This is a genomic window from Psychromonas sp. 14N.309.X.WAT.B.A12, from assembly GCF_030397575.1.
Classification (GTDB): Bacteria; Pseudomonadota; Gammaproteobacteria; order Enterobacterales; family Psychromonadaceae; genus Psychromonas.
Map to the genome: position 1 here is coordinate 37,033 of NZ_JAPNXS010000004.1, position 22,520 is coordinate 59,552.

A 22,520-nucleotide genomic window follows, 5' to 3' on the forward strand; every position below is an offset into this window, starting at 1 on the left:
TTTTTACCTAATATTTATATCACTTATTAACTGAATAAATTTAGTTATACCAATTATATTAAATAAGTAGTCTAAACTTTACCTAGAAAAAATGACTTGGTTTAAGGCGTAATTTGAATCAAATAATTGTTCTATTTGCGAAAATTACAACGAATCAATAAGTTTTTTAACAAGTAAAATAGATCCGTTAATTAGTATTACAGCCTAAACTAGTCGTTAATCCGCCTAGTTGAGCTTCAACTGAGCTTTCTTTATAGGCTGCTAAAGATGGCATAATATCTAATCCACTGCGAGACTCCACTTCATCAACAGTAACCTCTGTTGTACAAAAATCATCAGCTCGTTGTGCATTTTGTTCCATGATAAAGGCAGAAGCTTCAACCCAACCATTCACATCGGTGATCACTACTTTGAAGTAACCGCTTGGGATAATATGTGATTCATCTGCTTCTGGTAATTCACCAAAACTCCATTCATACAATGGACCACTGACGACATAAGCATTTTGTCCTGCAGATACCATGCTTCTTACTGCGCTTTCTAAATCAACCCAAGGGCCTTGATTTAAAGATGAAGATTGTGGTGTGATATTTGATAGGTAATTAAGCATTGCCCAATCATCAGTATTACTGAATGAAGCAAGGGGAACTTGATGACCTCTGTCGGTTGCTAAAATAGCATTGGCATCTGTGTAATCATCTGGCTCTAGTGTCGCGGATGCATCTAAATCAGGATCCGCTTTCCAGTATCGTGAACGTGATGGGCCATCAATGGTTTCACTGGTCACATGATAAGCTACCCAGTCAGCAAATTTCGTTGTAGCATTGTTACTTAATGTATAGATAGAGCGCTCTATCTGTTCACCTGAAGCCCCAGTAGGACATTCATAAACGCAATTAGCGCCTAAACTTACACTACTCCAGAACGAAGCAATCATTAATGCAGTTGTTTTTATTTTCATGGTATATCCCTATAAATAGTTTGAATAGAAAGGTATTTGTACAAGAGAAAGGTGCTGATTACGTTACATCTATCTAATTTTTTAATTAAAAAAATGTTATTTAAATCTTTGTGCAGATGGATGAAATTACATTCGTTAGAATGATTAGTCATGAGAAGCAACATTTATTGGCCAATGGGCGTGCCATATATGAGAGGTCAATATTCCATTTTGGAACCTATTGATTATTAAGCTGTCTATAAGGTTATCGAGTTAATTGATATTATTTATATTGGGAGCATTTATGCGATTTTTAACATTAGTGGGCATTATTGCCTTATCATTGTCTCTATCTGGTTGTGGTTTCTTTCATCATCATGGTAACGGGGGGCATCAAGGTGGTGGAAATGGTCATAGTCAACAAAATGACCGTCATTAATTAAAAGTTAAAAAGCCGGTGAGTCATGTATTACTCACCGGCTTTTTATTAGCTGTAAATAGAAAACTCACATTCGTTATCTTGAAAAGTAGCACTTCTATGATGCTTTTTATTTTAACTATAACTTTCCTACCTTGGGATCAAGAAAAGCTAATTCTGGCCCTAAGCAGCCTGGAAATTTGCTTGCATAATGAATCCACTAAAAAATTAACTCTTTTTTAAGGGTTAATATGGACTTGATTATGTAAGGTAATACAACATGAATACAGAGACTCACCCAGCCCTTGTTGGCTCACTTAGTTCTACCGCACCTTCTGAAGAAGTGATCAACTTCAGTCCTGGTCCAACTTCTCTTCCAAAAGCAGTTGAAGCTCAAATTGTAGCTAGTTTTAATAAACCAGGATTTACTTCGTTATCCTTATCGCATCGCGCTCCTGAGTTTTTAGCTATTTTAGAGCACACTATTGCAACTGCGCGTGAAGTCATGGCAATTCCAGATGAATATGAAGTGTTGTTTACTCATGGTGGTGGCCATGGTCAATTTGCAGCTTTACCTCTAAATTTATGTACAGAACCGTCTGATATTGCAACTTATGTTGTTAATGGTACATGGTCTGCTCGTGGTCGTGATGAAGCAAATAGATATTGTGATGTGCATACTATCGATGCTAGCGACCCTGATACAGGTAAGTTTATTACTTTCCCTGAATTAACTGAGGCGAATGTTAATGTTGATAGTAAATACCTATATCTATGCTCTAATGAAACAGTTAATGGTATAGAGTTACATCGTTTACCGAAGTTGCCTGAGGCATTACAACATATTCCGTTAGTGGTGGATGCTAGCTCTGATTTCAGTACAAAACCAATTGATTGGCGTGGTTGTAATGTAGGAGTCTTATTTGCTTGTGCTTCAAAAAATATCGGTCATCCAGGTTTAACAATGACGGTAGTACGTAAAGATTTATTAGGTAAAGCATCGCCGCTGTGTCCTGGTGTATTTAATTACACAACGAATAGTGAAGCAGGTAACCTTTGGAATACGCCTGCTACTTTTAATATTGAAGTAGTAGGGATGGTGATGGATTGGTTAGTTAAAGAGGGTGGTGTAGATGCATGTGAACGCCGTTCTATTGCTAAATCTGATGTACTATATGATGTGATTGATAACTCTAATGGGTTTTATGCTACTCCTATTGATAATAAAACATTACGCAGCCGCATGAACGTACCTTTTAATATTGCCGGTGGTGATGACGCTTTAACTAACAAATTCTTAATAGAAAGTTGGGATAAAGGCATGGTAGGTTTACGGACATTAACTCCTTTTGGTGTAGGAGATTATTTACGTGCAAGCTTATATAATGGTGTCACTATTGGTGAAGCAAACATACTAGCTACTTTTATGCGTGATTTTCAAAAAGAAAATAGTTAAATTTCACTATTTTAATTAGCCTTATGCCAATAATATAAATCAATATGATTGGCATTTTTTATTTCACTCTAATGAATAAATTAATCTTATATACTGCATATTTGTCCTGTCATAAAGCAATGTTACTATCAAAAATAGCGAATATAGTGGTTGTTCTCCATTTATTTATGTTAAAGCTTAATAAATAGTTTTTTTGTTTTAATGCGATTAAATTCATCATTTGGTTAAATAACTTATTTGCTCGTTGTTATTTTTTAAAGGAATAACTACTCCATTTAATTAAGTCATTTTGCTATTTTCAAAAGTAAATGTAAGTCTGTTTATTAATGTCATTTTAATTGGTCTATACTCATCTTACTGTAAACTATTTTACTACTTATTAAGGATGCTTTATTTTTAATCTTATTACTAATTCCACACACCTCAGTGTTTCACCATCAATGGTAGATATTACTTGTTATGATTGATAATAGTAAAACGCTACTCGCGGCTCTCACAGTATATAGAGGCAGTATTAATCTGGTGACGGCTTGCAATGATGCTTTTACAGAGTTATCAGGCCTGACTTCATCAGTAATACGTAACTCGAATTTAGCAGACAAATTGATTTTGGATAAAAATGATCACAATGGCAATTTAGATACCTTATTTGATGATGCAATGCACAGTGAAGAAGGGATTGTTACTAATGCTAAGATATTTAACCAGTTTCATTATACAGTAGGCGCCAAATTACATTGCGTCTACGAAGGTTGTGATATTTTTAGCTTGTATTTCAGTGCTTCTGAAAATAAGTCGGTCGACCCCATCACTCGATTACCAAATGGTTGGGCATTGATTTCTCGGATTAATTATCTACTGGAAAACAGTCGAATAGCCTTAAAAAATATGGTTTTGTTGATCTTAGAAGCTGACAATTTTTCTGCTATTAATTTTCGCTACGACTATGTTGTTGGTGACCAGTTCCTGTCTCTATTAGGTCAGCGTTTACAGTCTTTAGTAAAAAGTTTTGGTTTTGTTATTCGTTTTTCAAATGCTAAATATGCAATTTTGATTGAAGACCATGAGAACTTGCCTGAATTAATTTTAAAAAGACGTATCGAACTTATCTGTCAAAATTTATGTTTTGAGTTGGCGAAACCTATTGTAATTTCTGATGAATTGGCCATTAATAAGTCATTCAGTATAGGTGTGAGCGCTCCCGGTTATGAATACCACAGCTATCATGCGATGCAAATCGCAGCAGAAACAGTAAAACAAAAAGCCAAAAAATATAGTATTAATAATTATTTTATTGCGACACCTGAACCAACAGAAGATTATTTACGACATAAGTTAATTATAGAAGCATTACCTAAAGCAATGTCCAGGGGAGTTATTGATATTCATTATCAGCCTCAATATGATATGAAAACCCAAACACTGGTTGGCTTGGAAGCACTTTCCCGTTGGACTGACCAGAGTTTAGGGGTTATTCGTCCAGACATATTTATCAATATTATTGAAGAAATTGGATTGCATTTTGAATTTGACTTATGGGTGTTTGAGAAAGTATGTAAACAGTTAACACTTTGGCAGCGACAAAATATCCATGCTCCCAGAGTTGCTATCAACGTATCATTTAAAACGATGGAAATGAGTACTTTTATTGAACGAATAAAACAAATTTTAGTTGCTACAGGTTGCCCAACGCACTTTCTTGAATTAGAGGTGACAGAAACGGCTTCTATTAATAATACTAAAATGCTGTCAGATAATATGTTACAAGTAAAAGCATTAGGCATGCATATTGCCGTCGATGATTTTGGTACTGGCTATTCATCTTTAAGCTTAATACGGACTTTCCATAATTCCATTGATAAATTAAAGTTAGATAGAAGTTTAGTTGATAAAGTTTGCCATACAGAGTTAGATAAAAATTTTATTAAACATATTATTGAATTGGGGCGAATATTAGATGTTAGGGTTCTAGCTGAAGGGGTAGAAACAGTACAACAACTTGAACTATTAGTTGAGTTGAACTGTGATTATGCACAGGGATACTACTTCTCCAAAGCTTTACCCTTGACCGAGGTTATTGACTTAATTAAACATGATGCTGAAGTCGTTTAACTATTAAACAACTGTGCTTTATTAGGTAATTAATTGTTTCTAAATAGTAAAAGAACACTCGAGTTGTGTTGCTCATTGGCTGCGAATACAGTAATCTAAATGTGTTAACTAGTTTTAGTGATAATCCAAGCAAGAGATTGTTACTAGTTACTTTTTGTTTCACTAGACTGTTATCTCGAATGACAGTGTTTACTGTAAGGAAATAAAATGACAGAGATTGATATCGGTATTAGTAAAGAAAACCGTGCAGAAATATCTGAGGGTTTAAAGCGTCTTTTAGCTGATTCTTATACTTTATACTTACAAACGCACAACTTCCATTGGAATGTAACAGGCCCACAGTTTCGTGAATTACATTTAATGTTTGAAGAGCATTATACAGAACTTGCAGTTGCAGTTGATGATATTGCAGAGCGTATTAGAACTTTAGGTGATGCTGCACCAGGTACTTACAAAGAGTTTGCAAGACTTAGCTCAATTGAAGAAGTTGAAGGTGTACCAAGTGCTTCTGATATGGTTTCTTTATTGACTAAAGCACACGAACAAGTTGTTAAAACGTCTCGTAAAGTATTGAAAGTTGCACAAGAAGCCGACGATGAGTCGACTGCATCTTTAGTATCTGACCGCATGCGTATCCATGAAAAAACGGCTTGGATGTTAAGAGCGACTAAAGCGCTGTAATTTAGTCTGTTTAGATAAATAATAAGCGTGTGGTCGTAATGATCACACGCTTTTTTTAGCTTTATAAAAAGTATGCCTATGATATCAAGACTGCCACGTTGGGTTGAATCTGGTGCATTTATACTTGCGTTGATTGCAGGATTTATCAATTCAATTGGCCTATTAGGCTTCCAACATCAAGCTATTTCACACCTGTCTGGTACTGCTACACAATTCGGTACAGGGCTGATCACAGCCTCTTTTTCAAGCAGCTTACATCTTTTGTTTATTTTAATTAGTTTTGTTATTGGCTCTATTATTTCTGGATTTTACCTAAAAGGTGGTTCGTTAAAATTAGGGCGGCGTTATAGTGGGTTATTATATTTAGAGGCGCTATTATTACTCGCTGCCATTTTCTATTTATCAAAACAGGATGGATTAATTGGGCATTACTTTGCATCTGCCGCCTGTGGTTTACAAAATGCTTTAGCGACAACTTATAGCGGTGCTGTGATTAGAACAACCCATTTGACAGGAATTTTTACTGATATTGGTATTATGATAGGCGCTAAATTACGAGGTGAAGCTTTCGATAAAAGAAAGTTACTTCTTTTTTTGTTAATTATTACTGGGTTTATTAGTGGGGGAGTGTTGGGAGCTTACTTTTTCCATCTCTTTTACTTTCAAGCATTATATATCCCTGTTTTTATATGTATTTTATTAGCATTATTGTATTCAATGTATAGTTTAAAAATGAATCGATAAAGGAATTTTTAACTTATTAAAAGGACAATGAAACGATGGAGCTTCACTCATTAATTTTATTTGTTATCTAAGCATTATCGATTAACTTAATTCCTGGCCCTGATGTTGTTTATATCGTTAGCAACACCATGAAAGGAAATATAAAATCTGGTATCCAAGCTTCATTGGGATTAGGGACGGGTTATTTAATCCATACTTTTGCTGCAGTTATTGGGTTATCTGCATTGATTGTCAGTTCAGCTTTGTTATTTACTCTAATAAAATATTTAGGGGCTGCTTATTTGTTGTATTTAGGTGTTTGCTCATTAATGAACTGTTATCGACAACAGGGGGCTTTTCCCATCAGAACGAATCATAGTCAACAACCTAAACAGGTATTTAAACAAGGTGTTATCGTTAGTGTATTAAATCCTAAAGTGGCTATGTTTTTTCTGGCTTTTTTACCTCAATTTATTGATCCTGTTAGTAATAATGCAAGTCATGAACTACTGATTTTAGGCTTGTTGTTTAGTGCATTAGCAACCACCTGTAATTTATTATATGCCAGTTTAGGTAGTGTGCTATTTAACAGTTCAAAAGCAAAAAGTTATAGCCGGATTTTGGAAGGGGTATCCGGCAGTATTTTAATTGGATTAAGCGCAAAAATAGCGTTGACCAAGAGTTAATAAAAAATTATTTTTTGCTAGGAAACAGTAGAAAAATTTATTGCTCTTTGACTGAAATGAGTATTTCCAAAGCTCGTTGACGGTCTTGGTTATCATACAAATCATTGGTAAAGATAAACTCATCAACGGCTAGTTGTTTAGCGATAATATCAAGTTTATGTTTAATACTCGTTGGTCCACCAATCACACTTAAACTTAGAAAGTTTTCAACCTGCGCTTTTTCTTGAGCTGTCCATAATCCTGACATAGAGTCGACAGGTGGTTTTAACCAAAGTGGTTGCCCTCGCATTAATGCAAGTACTCTTTGTTTTGAGGTAGTTGATAAATATTCTGCTTGTTGATCTGTTTCAGCGGCAACTACGGGTAAAGCTAACATAAAATAAGGTTTATCTAAGGTTGCAGAGGGCTTAAATTCTCGGCGATAAAGAGAGGCCGCCTCTTTTAAAAATCGAGGGGCAAAGTGACCTGCAAACACATAAGGTAAACCTTTTTGAGCTGCTAGTTGGGCACTGAATAAACTTGAGCCTAATAACCAAATCGGTACGTTTGTATCTTCTCCTGGGATCGCGCGTACAGCAGAATTACCGTTATAAGGACCTAATAATCTTTGTAACTCACTTACTTCTTCCGGGAAACGCTGTGCTCGTTGAGGGTCACTATTCAAAGCTTGGCTAGTAATATTATCACTACCTGGCGCTCGACCTAATCCAAGATCTATCCGTCCAGGATATAGGCTGTCTAAGGTGCCAAATTGCTCAGCAACCACTAACGTAGAATGATTCGGCAACATTATACCACCAGATCCAACGCGAATACGTTCAGTTTGACCAGCGATATGACCGATTAAAATACTGGTGGCAGCACAGACAATACCTGGCATATTATGGTGCTCAGCAAGCCAAAATCGGTTGAAGCCAAGCTGGTCTGCTTTTTGAGCGTATTGTGTGCTGTTTGATAATGTTTGCGTAACGCTTGCATTTTGTTGCATTGGCACAAGCTCTAATAGGGAGAAAGGGATTGTTGATAACAAAATAATACCTCTACAGAGAGTGATGTATGCCTTTGTTAATAAACTATGGCACAGATAGAAATTGACTCTGCCAGTCTGACAGCTTTTCAATACATTGTTAACAGCAACTTAATAAATAGGCGGGGGAGCGATTTATTAAAGTATTTCCAGTTTACTTTGTGTTGGTTAACTGTTGACGTTGCAGCTTATAGTTTTCAGAATCAACACCTTGTTTCCAGTAACCTGAAGCCACTATTTGTGTGCGAGAGACTTGGTATTTCTGTGCAAAAAATCCTTTTAGTTCAGTCATTAATCCAGCTTCAATAGCCATAAATATAATGCTGTCTTCTGATATATTAAGCTTATCCAATGCACTTGGTAGACTTTGATTAGGTGTCGTTGTCACTACCCAATTTACTGACCGTTTCGTGTCTAAGTTGATGATATCTTGTTCATTTGGCACATGAATAATAGCATCAATACGTGCTGACTTCGGTAGTAGGTGAAGGTATCCTTTAATTGCGTTAACTGAGGTTAAGTCTCCGATTAACACATAATGTGGCTGACTCAATTCATCGAGCTTTTTAGGACCTGGACCTGCAATGGCTAACTTATCTCCTACCTTAGCTGTTTTCGCCCAATCGGTAGCTGGTCCTTGATGCATATTAATAACAAAATCCAAAGTTAAAGCACCAGTTTCTTCTTCTACATCTTGAATGGTGTAAGAGCGCATCCAGGCACTTTTCATCTCTATATCACAGGTAGAGTCGGCCTCTTTAGCAAGTAGCACCTTGACATAGTTACCTATTAAAGAAGAAGTAAAGCCTTTAAATTCCTCAGAACCAATGACAATTCGTTGTAAATGAGGAGTGATTTGTTGCGAACTTAATACATTTGCTTGTCGAATTTGTTTGCGCATATTATTCCTTACTGGATTTATAGTAACTGCTATTTCAATTTTTATGAGACATAGCTTGTTATCTTAAACACAGATAATTTTTAGTGTAAAACTCAATAACTATATTTAAGGTAATATCTATGTTATAGTTGATAATATCAACGATAACATTTTAATTGATTTTGTCAACTACTTTGAGGTGCATATGGATACCCCCCTGATCAATTCACTTTTTTCACTGATGCAACACTATCGAGTAACGATACGAGAGGTGATTGATGCCAATGAATTGGGTTTAAACGCAATGCATGTACGTTGCTTATATATCATTAATGAAACAGAAAATTGTACTGCAAATGACATTGTGCAAAAAATGCAGAGAGATAAGGCGCAAGTAGCACGTTTAGTGAAAGAATTGATTACGTTAGACTTGATAGAAAAGAAAGCATCTGCTGAAGATAAAAGGCGTTTTATACTTTCTTTTACGGAGCAAGGAAAAAAATTATTAACCAAACTATTACAAGCACAGAAAGAGATTAATGAAACAATGTGTAAAGGCCTTTCCGAAGAGCAAGTTAAAACATTCTCAACAGTGGTTGATAAGATGAATAGTAATTTAGAATAATTTATATTCTTAAACAAAGCACATATTAACAAAGAGGCTAGTATGAATTTTCAGGATATTCATGATTTTTGGTTTACTCGATTACAACCTGAACAATGGTGGAAAAAAGATGCTGCAGTCGATAGTTATATCACTGCTAATTTTCAAACATTACATCAACAAGCAAACCGTGGTGAACTGTTTCAGTGGCGAGAATCAGCAAAGGGACGGTTAGCTGAAATCATCCTGTTAGATCAATTCTCACGCAATATGTTTAGAGACTCTGATCGTGCATTTGCATCGGATTCACTTGCATTGGTACTAGCACAAGAAGCAATTGCAAAAGGCGTAGATCAGGAATTAAGTGCTATTGAGCGCAGCTTCATGTATATGCCATTCATGCACAGTGAGTCTCTGTTCATTCACGATCAGGCATTGCAGTTATTTACAGAAAATGGACTACAATCTACTCTTGATTTTGAAGTGATGCACAGAAATATTATAGCTAAATTTGGACGTTATCCTCACCGTAATGCAATATTACAACGTACTTCAACACCCGAAGAGTTAGCTTTCTTAAGGCAACCAAATTCTAGTTTTTAGGCACTCATATCAATCGTACAAATTAACTTCAACAAATGACAATGGTCAGTGGGAACTAATAAGATGAATAATGAATTCACTATACGTGAAGCAAAGACAAGTGATTTAGATAGATGCTATGAGATTGAAAGAGCTGCTTATGCCGGTGATGAAGCTGCTACCAAAGAGAAAATATTGTGTCGTATTCAACAGTATCCTCAAGGCTTCCTTGTTTTAGAAAATGATCGAGAAATCATTGGTTTTGTTAATTCAGGTGCAACTCATCATGTGCAGTTATCCGATGAAGCTTTTAAAGAATTAGTTGGTCATGATGCCACTGGAAAACATATTGTAGTTATGTCTGTTGTGGTTCACCCTAACTATCAAGGTAAAGGGTATGCAGATACTTTATTAGGTGCTTTTATTCAAAAGATGAAGGGGATAAACAAGTCAAATATCTATTTAATCTGTCAAACTGAATTGATTCATTTTTATGCTAAACATGGCTTTATACATTTAGGTGAATCAGACTCTTTACACGGTGGTTTAAGCTGGCATGAGATGTCACTTTCTTTATAACTATCAATTGCTTATATCTTAAGTTTAATTTGGGCGGTAAGTCGACATATAAAATAAATAAAGGGCTTTCTTAAATAAGCTATTAAGCTATTGATTATACTGTTAAATTTGATATTGTGATGTTAATTTTAGATCTCCTGATTTGTCCTTATACAAATCAGTTCACTTAGTAAGGGAATCGCATGTCAAATGTGAAAAATGCAGGCTATAAAGCCTTATCGTTAGTTGAGCATATTGGTTTATTTACCATTGCCGTATTAACGGTTATTGCGATGGCAGCAGAAGTTTGGATCGTCTTTAAAAACTGGGAAGTGACTTTAGCTGATTTACTATTGCTGTTTATCTATTTAGAAGTCTTTGCCATGGTGAGTCTGTATTTAAAGTCAGGCCGATTACCAGTAAGAATGCCGTTATATATTGCAGTAGTTGCTTTGGCCCGTTATATGATTTTGGATATGAAAAATTTGGATACGTGGAGAATGTTAGGGCTGTCTGCCTCTATTTTAATTATTGTGTTAGCCATTTTAGTTATTCGTTACGGCCATATTAAATATCCTTATGGTAAATCCGATAAAGATATTTAGCCTGCTGTCATTGATTTTATGGATAGAGATACTAACAGCGCGAAAAATTATCAAATCGTTACTTACTGTAGTGCGCGAGCTAAAGAAATTATAGACCTATTTTATTTAGCCGTTCATTCCATAGATCCTAATATTTATTCAGTAGCCCAACAATATGCTTGGGCTCCTACACCTATAAATTACCAGAAATGGTTTGATCGATTGTCTAATAAAAGACCGTTTCTATTATTGATAAATGATAAAGTCGCAGGTTTTATGGAACTTGAAAGTGATGGACATATCGATTGTGCGTATGTGCATCCTGACTATCAGCAACAAGGTGTAGCTACTCATCTATTATTGCACCTTGTAATGTGTGCAAAGCAATCAAAAATACCAGCCTTATATGTTGAAGCTTCCATAATCGCTAAGCCTTTATTTCAAAAATTAGGTTTTAAGGTTATTAAGTCACAAACAGTAAACAGGAACAATGAAGCCTTGATACAATACTTAATGCAAAAACAATTAGTCTAATCGTGAAATATTAGGAAACTATATGAAAATAGCAATATTAACATTTGATGGCTTTAATGAATTAGATTCTTTTATTGCTATGGGTATATTGAATCGAATGAAAGAACAAGGCTGGGATGTACAAATCACCAGTCCTTCGCCTTCGGTTGTATCAATGAACGGTGTTACGGTTATGTCCCAACAACCCTTAGAGTTTGCTAACACTGCAGATGTAGTTCTATTTGGAAGTGGTCTATTAATTCGAGATATTGCTAAAGATAGCCATTTACTATCTCGTTTGAATTTAGATCCGAATAAGCAACTTATTGGCGGTTAGTGTTCAGGTACGTTATTAAAGGGTGTTTCAGCTTGTACTGATTTAACAACTAAGCCTTGGGTTATCGAATCGGGAGTTAAGGTATTGAATAAACCTTTTAATGCGAAGGATAATATTGCTACTGCGGGTGGATGTTTAGCTTCTCAATATTTAGCTGCTTGGGTTATTTATAAATTAGCAGGTAAGCAACAAGCAGAAGCTGCCATACATTATGTTTCACCAGTGTCTGAAAAAGAGCAATATGTTAATCACTGCATTAACTTAGTAGGTCAATACATTTAAGGTAATTAAGATGTTAACTTGTCATCAATATGATTATGTTGAAATAGTTTGTATGTATCACTATCCTCTTCAAATAACTTTAAAATCAGGTCTAATAGTTGAAGGCGTTGCAATTGACACATTAAAAGATGAACAAAAACAAGAGTGTATTAAACTGGAGAATAATGGCCAAGAGCTGATTATTGCTTTAGATAACATGACTTCTCTCACGGTAATGGTTAAGAACCCGCATCTAAAAGAGCTCTCTTTTGTTTAGTCTTGAGAAGCTCATACAGAGTATTAAAGGAGTGGAGGGTGATAGATAAATTCGTTGCTAATAAGCTATTTCCTCACCGCATTATTCATCAGCAGAATATCAAGGGCGAAAAGTTATTTGTGAAAGAGTCCGAGAGTTTTAGGTGGTTCGAGTACGCTGGTTCTTCTATACAATCGATTATGTCTTTAACTCATCCAACTCAAATCATCATGCCGGTTACACAATCTTTTTTATTGTTTTTATTAATTAATCCTAAGGCATTAAATATCTTAAATTTAGGGTTAGGAGGAGCATCCTTAGAACGTTGTTTAGCAAAATGTACTCAGCTATCTATTACTTCTGTTGAAGCTTCACAAACTATTATTACGATGGCAAAAGAGCATTTTTTATTAACAGACCAGTCTAATGTGGTTTACACAACAGCAGAGCAATTTGTTGCTGATTGTGATGAAAAATATGATGTGGTGCTCTCTGATCTTTTTATAGGCGAGCAGAGTGCAACTTGTTTATTTGAAGAACAGTTCTATCAGAATCTTATTAATATCACTAGTGATCAAAGGTTGATTTTAATTAATCTACATGTGCAAGATGAAAAATCATTTACGACTGCTTTGTTAACAATAAAGAAATATTTTCCGCATATAGCATTGGTTGATTTTAAGGACTTTAGCAATATTATGGTGATTGCTAGTTGTGTTGACATAAATGAGCAGCAACAACTTAAACAAAATAAAATATTGCTAACACAGCTGGATTGGCAAGGAATTGATGAGATTATTGATCATATAACCTATATTCCTGCGTGTTAATTGTAAGCGTTAAGATTAATGCAAATCAGTGCTTATATAAAATCATATATTTAAATAACAGCTAATTCTGATAACTAAATTAAATTTCTTCTTCTTCCTTCTCGATAGAGATAATGACACGTCTGTTTTCTTGGCGTCCTAAAATATCTCTATTATCAGCAACATGATGCCTTTCACCGTAACCAGATACTTTTATATTGTCATTATTAAAGCCAAGTTTTGCTAAGTAACTTTTCACTGAATTTGCTCTTTTTTCAGATAAAACTTGGTTATTGTTAATTGCGCCATATCCATCGGTATAACCAGAGACAAGAATGACGTTGATCGATTTATCATGTTTTATATAGTCTCCAATCATTTTTAGACGCTTTTTAGAAAATTGCGTTAATAACGAACCGTCTTTTTTGTAACGTAGGATACTATAAGAAATATCATCAAAGTTATAAGGCAGTAACTGTGATATACAGTCATTAAAGGCATCATAGGTTTTATTAAAATTGATTGATGATAACCCTACGCTAATTAATTGTTGATTGTTGTACCAGTCATGAAAGTAAAAAGTAGGCACTTGACCTCGCTCTAATTCACTTAGCATGCGCCATGCACTTTGCTTAGTAACATAGCCATCAAATTGTTGATGGAAGGTGACTGTATCGATTAATTCTGGTGCCGCGCCAGGGTGCCATTCTGGCGGTACAGACTTCAACTGTACAACCTCAGTACTTGGCATTGCTCTTTTACTTTCTAGGCGAAAATCTAAATTAATTTTCTTACTAGCTTTAGCAACAAAATTGGCTTGACCATATCTAGGAATTGGGTGCTCAAGTGTACATTGTATTGGTGATGAGCTACTTAAATACCAATTAGAGTTATCTAGTCCTGCATGATACTGCTTACTTGCAGAGTACACTGGCATAGTGGTCATAATGAATATTAAAGGTATTATTTTTTTCATAATCGCTCGATGTATTTGATCTCTGTTGTTTATATCGACAGATGACAGAATATCTTTAGTAAATTTATGCGGTTTTTTTTACTTTCTGGCATAATATTTGGACTTTATTTTAACAGTGAGATGAAATGGATAATAAATTAGCAGAACGGTTCCGAGGGTTTTACCCAGTTATTATTGATATTGAAACATCAGGTTTAGATTCCAATGTGCATGCGATGCTCGAAATTGCAGCTATTTTCCCTGAAATGGATGAACAAGGTTATTTAACCAGTGTTGATAAAATGCATTTTCATGTGATGCCATTTGAAGGTGCTGAGTTAGACCCTAAAGCATTGAGCTTCACTGGTATTGATCCTTTTAACCCTTTACGCGGCGCTGTTGATGAACGTGAAGCACTGACTGAAATTTTTAAAAAAGTACGTAAATATCAAAAACAGAATGAATGTAATAGAGCTATTTTAGTGGCTCACAATGCCTCTTTTGATCAAGGCTTTATTAACAAAGCAACGGAGCGTTGCAAATTAAAGCGTGTTCCTTTTCATCCTTTTGCTGCTTTTGATACAGCGAGTATGGCCGGATTGACTTTAGGACAAACTGTATTGGCTAAAGCCTGTGAAAAAGCGGGAGTTGATTATGACAATAATGAAGCACATTCTGCTTTATATGATACAGAAGTGACTGCTGAACTATTTTATTACATGGTTAATCGTTACAAAGCATTAGGCGGTTGGAATTAAATAAAATAAATGTTTATTTAATTAGTTTTTATTTAATGTTTTAAATAATACATATTGTTAAATAGAACAGATCTTTATATTCATTTTAAGCTTAGTTTAGATTGTTTTTTAAGCTCTGGTTGTATAAAAAATATATAATTTGATAGTTGTTGTCTGAACTACTCATGACCCTTTCTGTCATAAAAAAGCCATTAATATTGGAAAATATTAATGGCTTTTTTATTTTTAGTGTCTACTCTTTATTGGGTAGTTTGTGGGGTAGGTATAAAAACTGGGTTGCCATGTTTTTATTGGAATAACGCATTGGTAGATGTTGAGTAAATCAATTTGACTAACACATTTTTTAATTATTGTATTAATCAGTGTGAAATCATGTCTGCTATATAACATATTGTTAAATAGTCTATTTATTATAAATAGCAAAATGGGTTAGAAAGGGGATTGTGTAAAAGATGATAAAAGGTAAATACAATAAGCTGATTGTTTTAATGGCTTTTCTTTCACTCACAGCATGTGGTGGGGAAGGAAGCTCTGAAATAGCAGAGGAAATAGACGTAACTGTTGAAGAGTCATTTGAAGAATTAGTTAGTACTACTATTGATGAAGAGCAGGAAGCAGTTGAAACCGCATCATTGGAAATTAGCTGGGATGATTTGGCTGATAATGAAGATGGCTTTTTGATCGAACGTAGTTTGGATGGTGAAGATGATTTTATTGTCGTGACATCGGTGGATGTCAATGAAACCAGTTACGTTGATAATAATGTCGAAGCTGATAGTACTTATTGTTATCGCATTGGTGCTTATAATGAAAATGGTATTGCATACTCAGATGTTAGTTGTATCGAAGACATATAACTTAATTATTTCATTTAAAATGAAAAAAGGCGCACACTTGTGAAAGTGGGCGCCTTTTTATTATACAAGTAACTTTATTCTGCTGGTTGTGCTTTTGCAGCTGCAGCAGTAATTAATTCTTGTAACTCACCTTGTTGGAACATTTCCAAAATGATGTCACAACCACCTACTAGCTCACCTTCCACCCATAATTGTGGGAACGTTGGCCAGTTAGCATATTTTGGTAATTCAGCACGGATATCTGGATTTTGTAGGATATCAACATACGCAAAAGGTTGACCACATTGCATTAATGCTTGAGATGCTTGTGATGAAAAACCACAGCTTGGTAATTTAGGCGAACCTTTCATGTATAATAGGATAGTGTTTTCGCTTAATTGTTCTTTGATTTTATCTAATGTTTCCATTATTTTTCCTCTAACGATAGAATATTGTCATTAATTGCACATTATAACAGGTGTATACGTGCAATCTATCCATGAATTTGCGATCATTCTATCATAGATATAAAATGATCTAGGTCAATTTTTGTGGTGGCTTTTTATTACTAAAGAAAGTATAACTAGGTCAACTAAATTAATCCCCCCTCAGCCTTTATTAGGAGAATTTAAAATGGCTTTTGAATTACCAGCATTACCTTACGCAAAAGATGCATTAGAACCACATATTTCAGCTGAAACTTTAGAATTTCACCATGGTAAACACCATGCAACTTACGTAGCTAAACTAAATGGTTTAGTTGAAGGTACTGATCTTGCTGAAAAATCTTTAGAAGAAATCATTAAAACTTCTGAAGGTGGTGTTTTCAACAATGCTGCACAAATCTGGAACCACACTTTCTACTGGAACTGTTTAGCACCTAATGCTGGTGGCGAACCTACTGGTGAATTAGCTGCTGCAATCGATGCTAAATTCGGTTCTTTTGCTGAGTTCCAAGCTCAATTAAACGACAAAGCTGTTAACAACTTTGGTTCTTCATGGACTTGGTTAGTTAAAAAAGCTGACGGTTCTTTAGAAATCGTTAACACTTCAAATGCAGCAACGCCACTAACTGAAGAAGGCACAACACCGCTTCTAACTGTTGATTTATGGGAACATGCATACTACATCGATTACCGTAACGTGCGCCCTAACTACCTAAACGGTTTCTGGGCTCTAGTTAACTGGGAATTTGTTGCGAAAAACTTCGCTGCATAATCTATGTAATAAAATATCATTAGTGCGATGATATTGATATTAAAACCTAGCTTGTTATTCAAGCTAGGTTTTTTTAGTTTTAAAAGCCTAGAAACAAGACATTACTACTAAACTAACGAGGCTAGTTAGGTTGCTGCTGAGACCGGATAATTACTTATTCAATACGATTTAATGGGTTAGAGAGCACCTGATGTTTGTATATATCCACCCAAGCTGCAGTCGCTCCACAAACTGCAATGGGCATAATAATAAAGTTTAATAGCGGAATAGTGGTACAAAAACTAATGATCATGCCAAAGGTAATATTTTTGCCGAAGCGCTCTCCTAACGTTTTACGCATAACTGCAAAGGGTACTTTGTGATTATCAAAGGGGTAATCGGCATATTGAATTGCCATCATCCATCCTGCAAAAACTAACCACACGATTGGTGCAATAGTTTGTCCTATCACTGGTATAAAAAATAAAATAAAACAACCTAACATTCTTGGTAAAAAGTACACCCATTTCTGACATTCACGCTTTAGTATTCTTGGTAAGTCTTTTAAAAGATCTTGCCAACCATCATCATTAATTGCTGATTTAGTCAGTAAAATTTCTGTTTTCTCAGCCAGTAAACCATTAAAAGGTGCTGCAATTAAATTGGCGATGGTTGAAAAAATAAAAGAAAACGAGAATAAAATAGAAAAAATAATTATTGGCCATAGTACATAAGATAACCAACTCAAAAAGGTGGGTAATTCTTGCATATAAGTTTCTATCCAGTCAGTAATACTGGTGAATAAAAACCAGAATGCGCTAGCAAAGATCAGTACATTGATCAGCAAGGGGACTAATACAAAAACTCTTAGTTGAGGGTGTCTAAGAAGTTGCACTCCTTTAAATAAATATCCTAAACCTGTCAGGGGTTGAGCAATTATAGTATTGTTGTTCATAGTGAAGCCTTGTCATTGATATTTCTGATAATATTACCTTGTAGTGAGTAAATATCAGCTAATAAATCGATTCTTTTATCAATTGTACCTAAGTTTTGTAAAAAATTAGGGGCAAACGATAGACGTGCAGTACGATACAGGGTAATTTAACAGTCATAAAGTTATCTATAATGAATCAAGAGAATCAATAATGCAGCACTTTCAATCTATTCTTATCGTTATTGGTATTTTGGCTATTGCCGGCGTATTAATTCACGGTTTTTTATTAAATAGAAAAAATAAACAAGCGTTAAAAGCAGAACAACAAGCTCAATTAGATGAGTTAGAAGCATTAGCGCGTGAAGAAGCTGGTGAAGAAGAGCCTATTCAGGTCAAAACGTCAGCAACCAGCAAGTTAAATAGAGATTTTGATTCCGTAGCTTTTAGTAGCCATGGTAATCATCATGGTGATGAGTCTGATGCTTATCATTTTAATGTTGAACAACAAGATGAGTCGATTAGTTCAGTTAAGCCTACACCGATAGAAGCCGAAAGTGAACGTGTTGTACTTTCAACTTTGGATGACTTACCTATCCAAGAACACATCGATATGATCGATTCACTAGATGATCCGCAAACTGTCAATGTTGAAACTAAAAAAGTTGAACCAGTTGCTGATGAAACTGACTTGTTTATTTTTAATGTTGCCGCGAAAAATGGCGAACGCTTAGGTGGACATGAGTTATTACAATTTTTCTTAACATCAGGTTTTCGTTACGGAGAAATGAATATATTCCATCGACATGAACACTCTGATGGTACTGGCGAAATTTTGTTTAGCATTGCTAATATGATGGCACCGGGTACTTTTGATGTTGATTGTATGGAGCAGTTTAACTCTCCAGGTATTTCATTCTTTTTCACTGCGCCTAACAAAAATATCAGCGTTAACAAATCTTTTGATATGATGCTGAGAGCGGTAGAGCAAGTCGCAGAAGAGTTTGATTGTGAAGTATTAAATGAGAAACGTGAGAAGTTCACTGCTGAGCAGTTTATTGAGTATCGTACACGGTTAGAGAAATACGCGTAAGCGCTGATATTAGCGGGACACCTCTCCTAAGAAAGCCTCGTTTTACGAGGTTTTTTTATTAGTAAAATTAGAAAAGAGCAAAGATCCATGAGTAATAAGATGCAAGTTGCAGAACAAAAAGTAAAAGAATTAAGTGCCTTACTAGAAGAGTACAACTATCAATATTATGTGCAAGATGCGCCATCTGTTCCAGATGCTGAGTATGATCGTGTGTTTCATGAGCTAAAGCAACTAGAGACAGAATATCCCAACTTGTTATCTGCTAATTCACCCACTCAAAAAGTAGGGGGGACTGCACTGTCTAAGTTCGAGCAAGTAACACATCAATTACCTATGCTGAGCTTAGATAATGTATTTGATAGTGATTCACTCAATGACTTCATGCAACGTGTTATGGATAAGTCCAGTTTAACTGAGACCGCCTTTTGTATTGAGCCTAAGTTAGATGGATTAGCTGCCAGTATCATTTATGAAAACGGTGTACTCGTTCAAGCTGCAACACGAGGTGATGGTTTAACAGGTGAGAATGTAACTGAAAATGTTAAAACGATTGGCAATTTGCCCCTCAGATTACGTGGAGAGAATGTCCCTGCTCGTTTAGAAGTACGTGGTGAAGTGTTCATGCTAAAAGCAGGCTTTGAAAAGCTTAATAAAAGATTAATCGATGCAGGTGAAAAAGCTTTTGTTAACCCTCGTAATGCTGCCGCTGGCAGTTTACGTCAACTAGATTCAAAAATTGCAGCAGCGCGACCATTAGCATTTTATTGTTATTCAGTAGGGATTTTTGAAGGTGATTTACCGGATAGTCAATATGATCGTATCCAGCAGCTAAAACAGTGGGGCTTACCTGTTTCCAGTGAAGTGAAACGTGTTGTCGGCGAACAAGCTTGTCATCAATTTTACGATAATATTGCCGAAAAAAGGCCGTCATTAGGCTATGAAATCGATGGTGTTGTATATAAAGTTGATGACATTAAATTACAACAAAAAATGGGCTTTGTTGCACGTGCGCCACGTTGGGCAACAGCTTATAAATTCCCGGCGGAAGAAGCGGTAACAGTCGTTGATAACGTTGAATTTCAAGTTGGCAGAACGGGAGCTATCACGCCTGTTGCTAAGCTAAAACCAGTTTTTGTCGGTGGTGTGACGGTGTCTAATGCAACCTTACACAATAAAGATGAAATTGAACGTTTAGGTATCTTGATTGGTGATGTGGTTGTTGTGCGCCGTGCAGGCGATGTTATTCCGCAGGTTGCACGGGTTGTTATAGAGCAACGTGATACAGAAAAAACACGTACTATTGTTTTCCCTGAGACTTGTCCTGTATGTGATAGTGATGTCGAGCGTATCGAAGGGGAAGCTGTCACACGTTGTACTGGTGGCTTGTATTGTGAAGCGCAGCGTAAGCAAGCAATTAAACATTTTGCTTCACGTAAGGCATTAGATATTGATGGCTTAGGTGATAAGTTGGTAGATTTATTAGTTGATCATAAGATGATCAAAGATCCGGCACAATTGTTCTCATTAACAGTACAACAAGTCGCGAGTTTGCCAAGAATGGGGGAAACGTCAGCTAAAAAGTTAGTGAATAGCTTGCAAGTAAGTAAAAAAACTACCTTAGCACGCTTCTTATATTCTTTAGGTATACGTGAAGTCGGTGAAGCAACCGCAGCCAACCTAGCTCAACACTTTAAAACATTAGAAGCAATTAAAGCAGCGGGTATTGAATCATTTAAAAGTGTCAGCGATGTCGGTGAAATTGTTGCTAAACATCTCTATTACTTTTTACGCCAAGATCACAATTTGGAAGTGATCACGCAACTTATTGATGCTGGTATACATTGGCCGGCAATCGAGGTAAAAGATGAAAGCGATCTTCCGTTATTAGATAAAACCTTTGTTATAACAGGGAGTTTTACAGCAATGTCTCGCAATGATATTAAAGCTGCTCTGCAGGCTTTAGGGGCTAAAGTCGCAGGCAGTGTATCTAAAAAAACGAATACATTAGTTGCAGGTGAAGCTGCAGGGTCAAAATTAAGTAAGGCTACTGAATTGGGCATTGAAATTTTAGATGAACAAGCAGTATTAGATTTATTAGGTAAATAACCTCAATACCGGATAAAAAAGCGAGCCAACACAGCTATTTACACGGATTAATGCGTTAAATTATTTCAATAACCAATTATTGCTTCAATAATTTTCGTTGAACTACGTATAATTAGCTGTATTGCCTAATAAATCATTTAACTATCTGATTTTAGGGTACGTATCGCTTCCATTAACTAGGATTGAGTTTAAAATGATCGACATATCAATGTTGGTGAAGATAGATAAGGTGAGTTAATGAAAAAAATTAAAAATGAATCTCAATTACTACAGCATGCAACAAAGTTGGGGACAGCCTATGCTTTAAAACGAGGTTATGTTGGAATTGACAGTACAACTTCAGCAAAAGATAAACAAGAATGTATCTATCGTTTATTAGTACAAGATAAGTTGATCAACCCACTTAATGTGGATGATGAAAATACCGCAAATATCCGCCATAAGTTAGTTACTTGGATCATGAAGAACTTACCAGCAGACCATTCCTTACTTAAATAATTTTCAATAAATAACTGAATAGACAAAGCATCTATTCAGTTATTACTGACTATTTTATGCAGCTTTTTTACTTGGTAGCATAGCTGTTACCGCAACCACCACAAATATTATTAAGTAAATTGCAAAGCTAACAATCAACCATTGTGGCATTGAATAGTCTAGGAAAGTCCACACGATATCAGAACAGTAACCCGTTGGGTTGAATAACCATGGGAACATTTCATGTAATGGCAACCACTCTGGAAAGTTCGGATAAAAATCACAGGTTGCAAAAGGCGATGGATTCATTTGGTAATCGGTATGCTCTATTGCGAGTAATAATCCCCATACAGAACCCAATGCCCATACGGCAAACGCACTCAATCGGATAATGACATTGTGTGGTGCGACTGCACCTAATAAACCGGCTGCGACAATGGCCAACATAGTGAGGCGCTCATAAATACACATTACACAGGGCTCTAGGTGCATCACATGTTGAAAAAATAAAGCGGTTAGCTCCATTATTAGTGCGCTTGCAGCTAATAATAGCCAAGGCCATCGTTGCTGAGAAAGGTATTTAAGCTTGCTTTGAGAAGGGTTTGAAATCAAGGGATTCTCCTAATAGAATATTTCAGGACGTATATAACCTTGTATTTCATAAAAATTCAACATAAACAGAAGACGTTGAGGTTAAATTTAGATAATGTAATTCAGCTCTTATCTTAAACAGCATTTAA

Annotated in this window: 28 protein-coding genes; 21 read left to right on the top strand and 7 right to left on the bottom strand. The window is 35.6% G+C overall.

The genetic code is table 11. The features are described 5' to 3' along the window. Positions 1–187: 187 nt before the first annotated feature. Positions 188–937, bottom strand: a complete 750-nt coding sequence (locus OW492_RS06620; protein WP_290039375.1) for a DNA/RNA non-specific endonuclease — start codon at positions 935–937, stop codon at positions 188–190. A 307-nt stretch (positions 938–1,244) separates the two neighbouring features. Here OW492_RS06620 and OW492_RS06625 point away from each other — a divergent pair, with 307 nt between their 5' ends. From OW492_RS06625 to OW492_RS06650, 6 genes are all read left to right on the top strand, one after another. Beyond that, positions 1,245–1,379 (top strand): hypothetical protein, encoded by a 135-nt coding sequence (locus tag OW492_RS06625; RefSeq protein ID WP_290039147.1) that lies wholly within the window; start codon positions 1,245–1,247, stop codon positions 1,377–1,379. Positions 1,380–1,638: 259 nt separating this feature from the next. Continuing rightward, the gene (serC, locus tag OW492_RS06630) at positions 1,639–2,814 is read left to right on the top strand and encodes a 3-phosphoserine/phosphohydroxythreonine transaminase (protein WP_290039148.1); all 1,176 of its coding nucleotides are present in this window, start codon (positions 1,639–1,641) and stop codon (positions 2,812–2,814) included. 459 nt (positions 2,815–3,273) lie between these two features. Further along, positions 3,274–4,926, top strand: coding sequence for a bifunctional diguanylate cyclase/phosphodiesterase (locus OW492_RS06635; RefSeq protein WP_290039149.1), 1,653 nt, complete (start codon positions 3,274–3,276; stop codon positions 4,924–4,926). Positions 4,927–5,133: 207 nt separating this feature from the next. After that, a complete protein-coding gene (locus tag OW492_RS06640; RefSeq protein ID WP_290039150.1) occupies positions 5,134–5,607 on the top strand; it encodes a Dps family protein in 474 nt (157 codons plus the stop codon). Positions 5,608–5,685: 78 nt separating this feature from the next. Then, positions 5,686–6,351, top strand: a complete 666-nt coding sequence (locus OW492_RS06645) for a YoaK family protein (RefSeq protein WP_290039151.1) — start codon at positions 5,686–5,688, stop codon at positions 6,349–6,351. Positions 6,352–6,431: 80 nt separating this feature from the next. After that, positions 6,432–7,016 carry a LysE family translocator gene (locus OW492_RS06650; RefSeq protein WP_290039376.1) on the top strand — a complete coding sequence of 195 codons (585 nt, stop codon included), beginning with the start codon at positions 6,432–6,434 and terminating at the stop codon, positions 7,014–7,016. 37 nt (positions 7,017–7,053) lie between these two features. Here the strand turns inward: OW492_RS06650 and OW492_RS06655 are convergent, their stop codons facing one another. Continuing rightward, positions 7,054–8,046, bottom strand: a complete 993-nt coding sequence (locus OW492_RS06655) for an LLM class flavin-dependent oxidoreductase (RefSeq protein WP_290039152.1) — start codon at positions 8,044–8,046, stop codon at positions 7,054–7,056. A 151-nt stretch (positions 8,047–8,197) separates the two neighbouring features. Continuing rightward, the gene (locus tag OW492_RS06660; RefSeq protein ID WP_290039153.1) at positions 8,198–8,944 is read right to left on the bottom strand and encodes a siderophore-interacting protein; all 747 of its coding nucleotides are present in this window, start codon (positions 8,942–8,944) and stop codon (positions 8,198–8,200) included. 184 nt (positions 8,945–9,128) lie between these two features. Between OW492_RS06660 and OW492_RS06665 the strand changes: the two genes are divergently transcribed. The 9 genes from OW492_RS06665 (at position 9,129) to OW492_RS06705 (ending at position 13,448) form a co-directional block, all read left to right on the top strand. Next, positions 9,129–9,548, top strand: coding sequence for a MarR family transcriptional regulator (locus OW492_RS06665; RefSeq protein ID WP_290039154.1), 420 nt, complete (start codon positions 9,129–9,131; stop codon positions 9,546–9,548). Between the two features lie 42 nt (positions 9,549–9,590). Beyond that, entirely contained in the window at positions 9,591–10,130 is a 540-nt protein-coding gene (locus OW492_RS06670; RefSeq protein WP_290039155.1) for a DUF924 family protein, read from the top strand. Positions 10,131–10,193: 63 nt separating this feature from the next. Further along, positions 10,194–10,688: a GNAT family N-acetyltransferase gene (locus OW492_RS06675; RefSeq protein ID WP_290039156.1), complete on the top strand. Its 495-nt coding sequence runs from the start codon at positions 10,194–10,196 to the stop codon at positions 10,686–10,688. A gap of 182 nt (positions 10,689–10,870) precedes the next feature. Continuing rightward, positions 10,871–11,272: a phosphate-starvation-inducible PsiE family protein gene (locus OW492_RS06680; RefSeq protein WP_290039157.1), complete on the top strand. Its 402-nt coding sequence runs from the start codon at positions 10,871–10,873 to the stop codon at positions 11,270–11,272. An 18-nt stretch (positions 11,273–11,290) separates the two neighbouring features. Then, complete coding sequence (locus OW492_RS06685; protein ID WP_290039158.1) at positions 11,291–11,785, top strand: GNAT family N-acetyltransferase; 495 nt, start codon at positions 11,291–11,293, stop codon at positions 11,783–11,785. Between the two features lie 22 nt (positions 11,786–11,807). Next, positions 11,808–12,101 (top strand): hypothetical protein, encoded by a 294-nt coding sequence (locus tag OW492_RS06690; protein WP_290039159.1) that lies wholly within the window; start codon positions 11,808–11,810, stop codon positions 12,099–12,101. Between the two features lie 84 nt (positions 12,102–12,185). Then, complete coding sequence (locus OW492_RS06695; protein ID WP_290039160.1) at positions 12,186–12,383, top strand: hypothetical protein; 198 nt, start codon at positions 12,186–12,188, stop codon at positions 12,381–12,383. A gap of 10 nt (positions 12,384–12,393) precedes the next feature. Beyond that, positions 12,394–12,639, top strand: a complete 246-nt coding sequence (locus OW492_RS06700) for a Rho-binding antiterminator (protein WP_290039161.1) — start codon at positions 12,394–12,396, stop codon at positions 12,637–12,639. A gap of 38 nt (positions 12,640–12,677) precedes the next feature. Continuing rightward, positions 12,678–13,448, top strand: coding sequence for a hypothetical protein (locus tag OW492_RS06705; RefSeq protein WP_290039162.1), 771 nt, complete (start codon positions 12,678–12,680; stop codon positions 13,446–13,448). 79 nt (positions 13,449–13,527) lie between these two features. On the opposite strand, the gene OW492_RS06710 is transcribed toward OW492_RS06705, so the two are convergent. After that, a complete protein-coding gene (locus OW492_RS06710) occupies positions 13,528–14,403 on the bottom strand; it encodes an OmpA family protein (protein ID WP_290039163.1) in 876 nt (291 codons plus the stop codon). Positions 14,404–14,528: 125 nt separating this feature from the next. Between OW492_RS06710 and rnt the strand changes: the two genes are divergently transcribed. Together rnt and OW492_RS06720 are read left to right on the top strand one after the other, a co-directional pair. Continuing rightward, on the top strand, positions 14,529–15,140 hold the full coding sequence (gene rnt / locus OW492_RS06715) for a ribonuclease T (RefSeq protein ID WP_290039164.1): 612 nt from the start codon (positions 14,529–14,531) through the stop codon (positions 15,138–15,140). Positions 15,141–15,628: 488 nt separating this feature from the next. Further along, entirely contained in the window at positions 15,629–15,997 is a 369-nt protein-coding gene (locus OW492_RS06720; protein WP_290039165.1) for a fibronectin type III domain-containing protein, read from the top strand. Between the two features lie 74 nt (positions 15,998–16,071). Here the strand turns inward: OW492_RS06720 and grxD are convergent, their stop codons facing one another. After that, the gene (grxD, locus tag OW492_RS06725) at positions 16,072–16,404 is read right to left on the bottom strand and encodes a Grx4 family monothiol glutaredoxin (RefSeq protein ID WP_290039166.1); all 333 of its coding nucleotides are present in this window, start codon (positions 16,402–16,404) and stop codon (positions 16,072–16,074) included. Positions 16,405–16,609: 205 nt separating this feature from the next. Between grxD and sodB the strand changes: the two genes are divergently transcribed. Then, complete coding sequence (sodB, locus tag OW492_RS06730; RefSeq protein ID WP_113819160.1) at positions 16,610–17,194, top strand: superoxide dismutase [Fe]; 585 nt, start codon at positions 16,610–16,612, stop codon at positions 17,192–17,194. Between the two features lie 154 nt (positions 17,195–17,348). On the opposite strand, the gene cysZ is transcribed toward sodB, so the two are convergent. After that, the gene (gene cysZ / locus OW492_RS06735; RefSeq protein ID WP_290039167.1) at positions 17,349–18,128 is read right to left on the bottom strand and encodes a sulfate transporter CysZ; all 780 of its coding nucleotides are present in this window, start codon (positions 18,126–18,128) and stop codon (positions 17,349–17,351) included. A 190-nt stretch (positions 18,129–18,318) separates the two neighbouring features. On the opposite strand from cysZ, the gene zipA reads away from it, so the two are divergent. The 3 genes from zipA to OW492_RS06750 all read left to right on the top strand — a co-directional run bounded on the left by zipA (position 18,319) and on the right by OW492_RS06750 (position 21,801). Continuing rightward, positions 18,319–19,197: a cell division protein ZipA gene (zipA, locus tag OW492_RS06740; protein WP_290039168.1), complete on the top strand. Its 879-nt coding sequence runs from the start codon at positions 18,319–18,321 to the stop codon at positions 19,195–19,197. Positions 19,198–19,284: 87 nt separating this feature from the next. Next, positions 19,285–21,303, top strand: coding sequence for an NAD-dependent DNA ligase LigA (ligA, locus tag OW492_RS06745; RefSeq protein ID WP_290039169.1), 2,019 nt, complete (start codon positions 19,285–19,287; stop codon positions 21,301–21,303). 237 nt (positions 21,304–21,540) lie between these two features. Further along, positions 21,541–21,801 (top strand): DUF5062 family protein, encoded by a 261-nt coding sequence (locus tag OW492_RS06750; protein WP_290039170.1) that lies wholly within the window; start codon positions 21,541–21,543, stop codon positions 21,799–21,801. Positions 21,802–21,855: 54 nt separating this feature from the next. Here the strand turns inward: OW492_RS06750 and dsbB are convergent, their stop codons facing one another. Further along, on the bottom strand, positions 21,856–22,392 hold the full coding sequence (gene dsbB / locus OW492_RS06755; RefSeq protein WP_290039171.1) for a disulfide bond formation protein DsbB: 537 nt from the start codon (positions 22,390–22,392) through the stop codon (positions 21,856–21,858). Between the last annotated feature and the right edge of the window lie 128 nt (positions 22,393–22,520).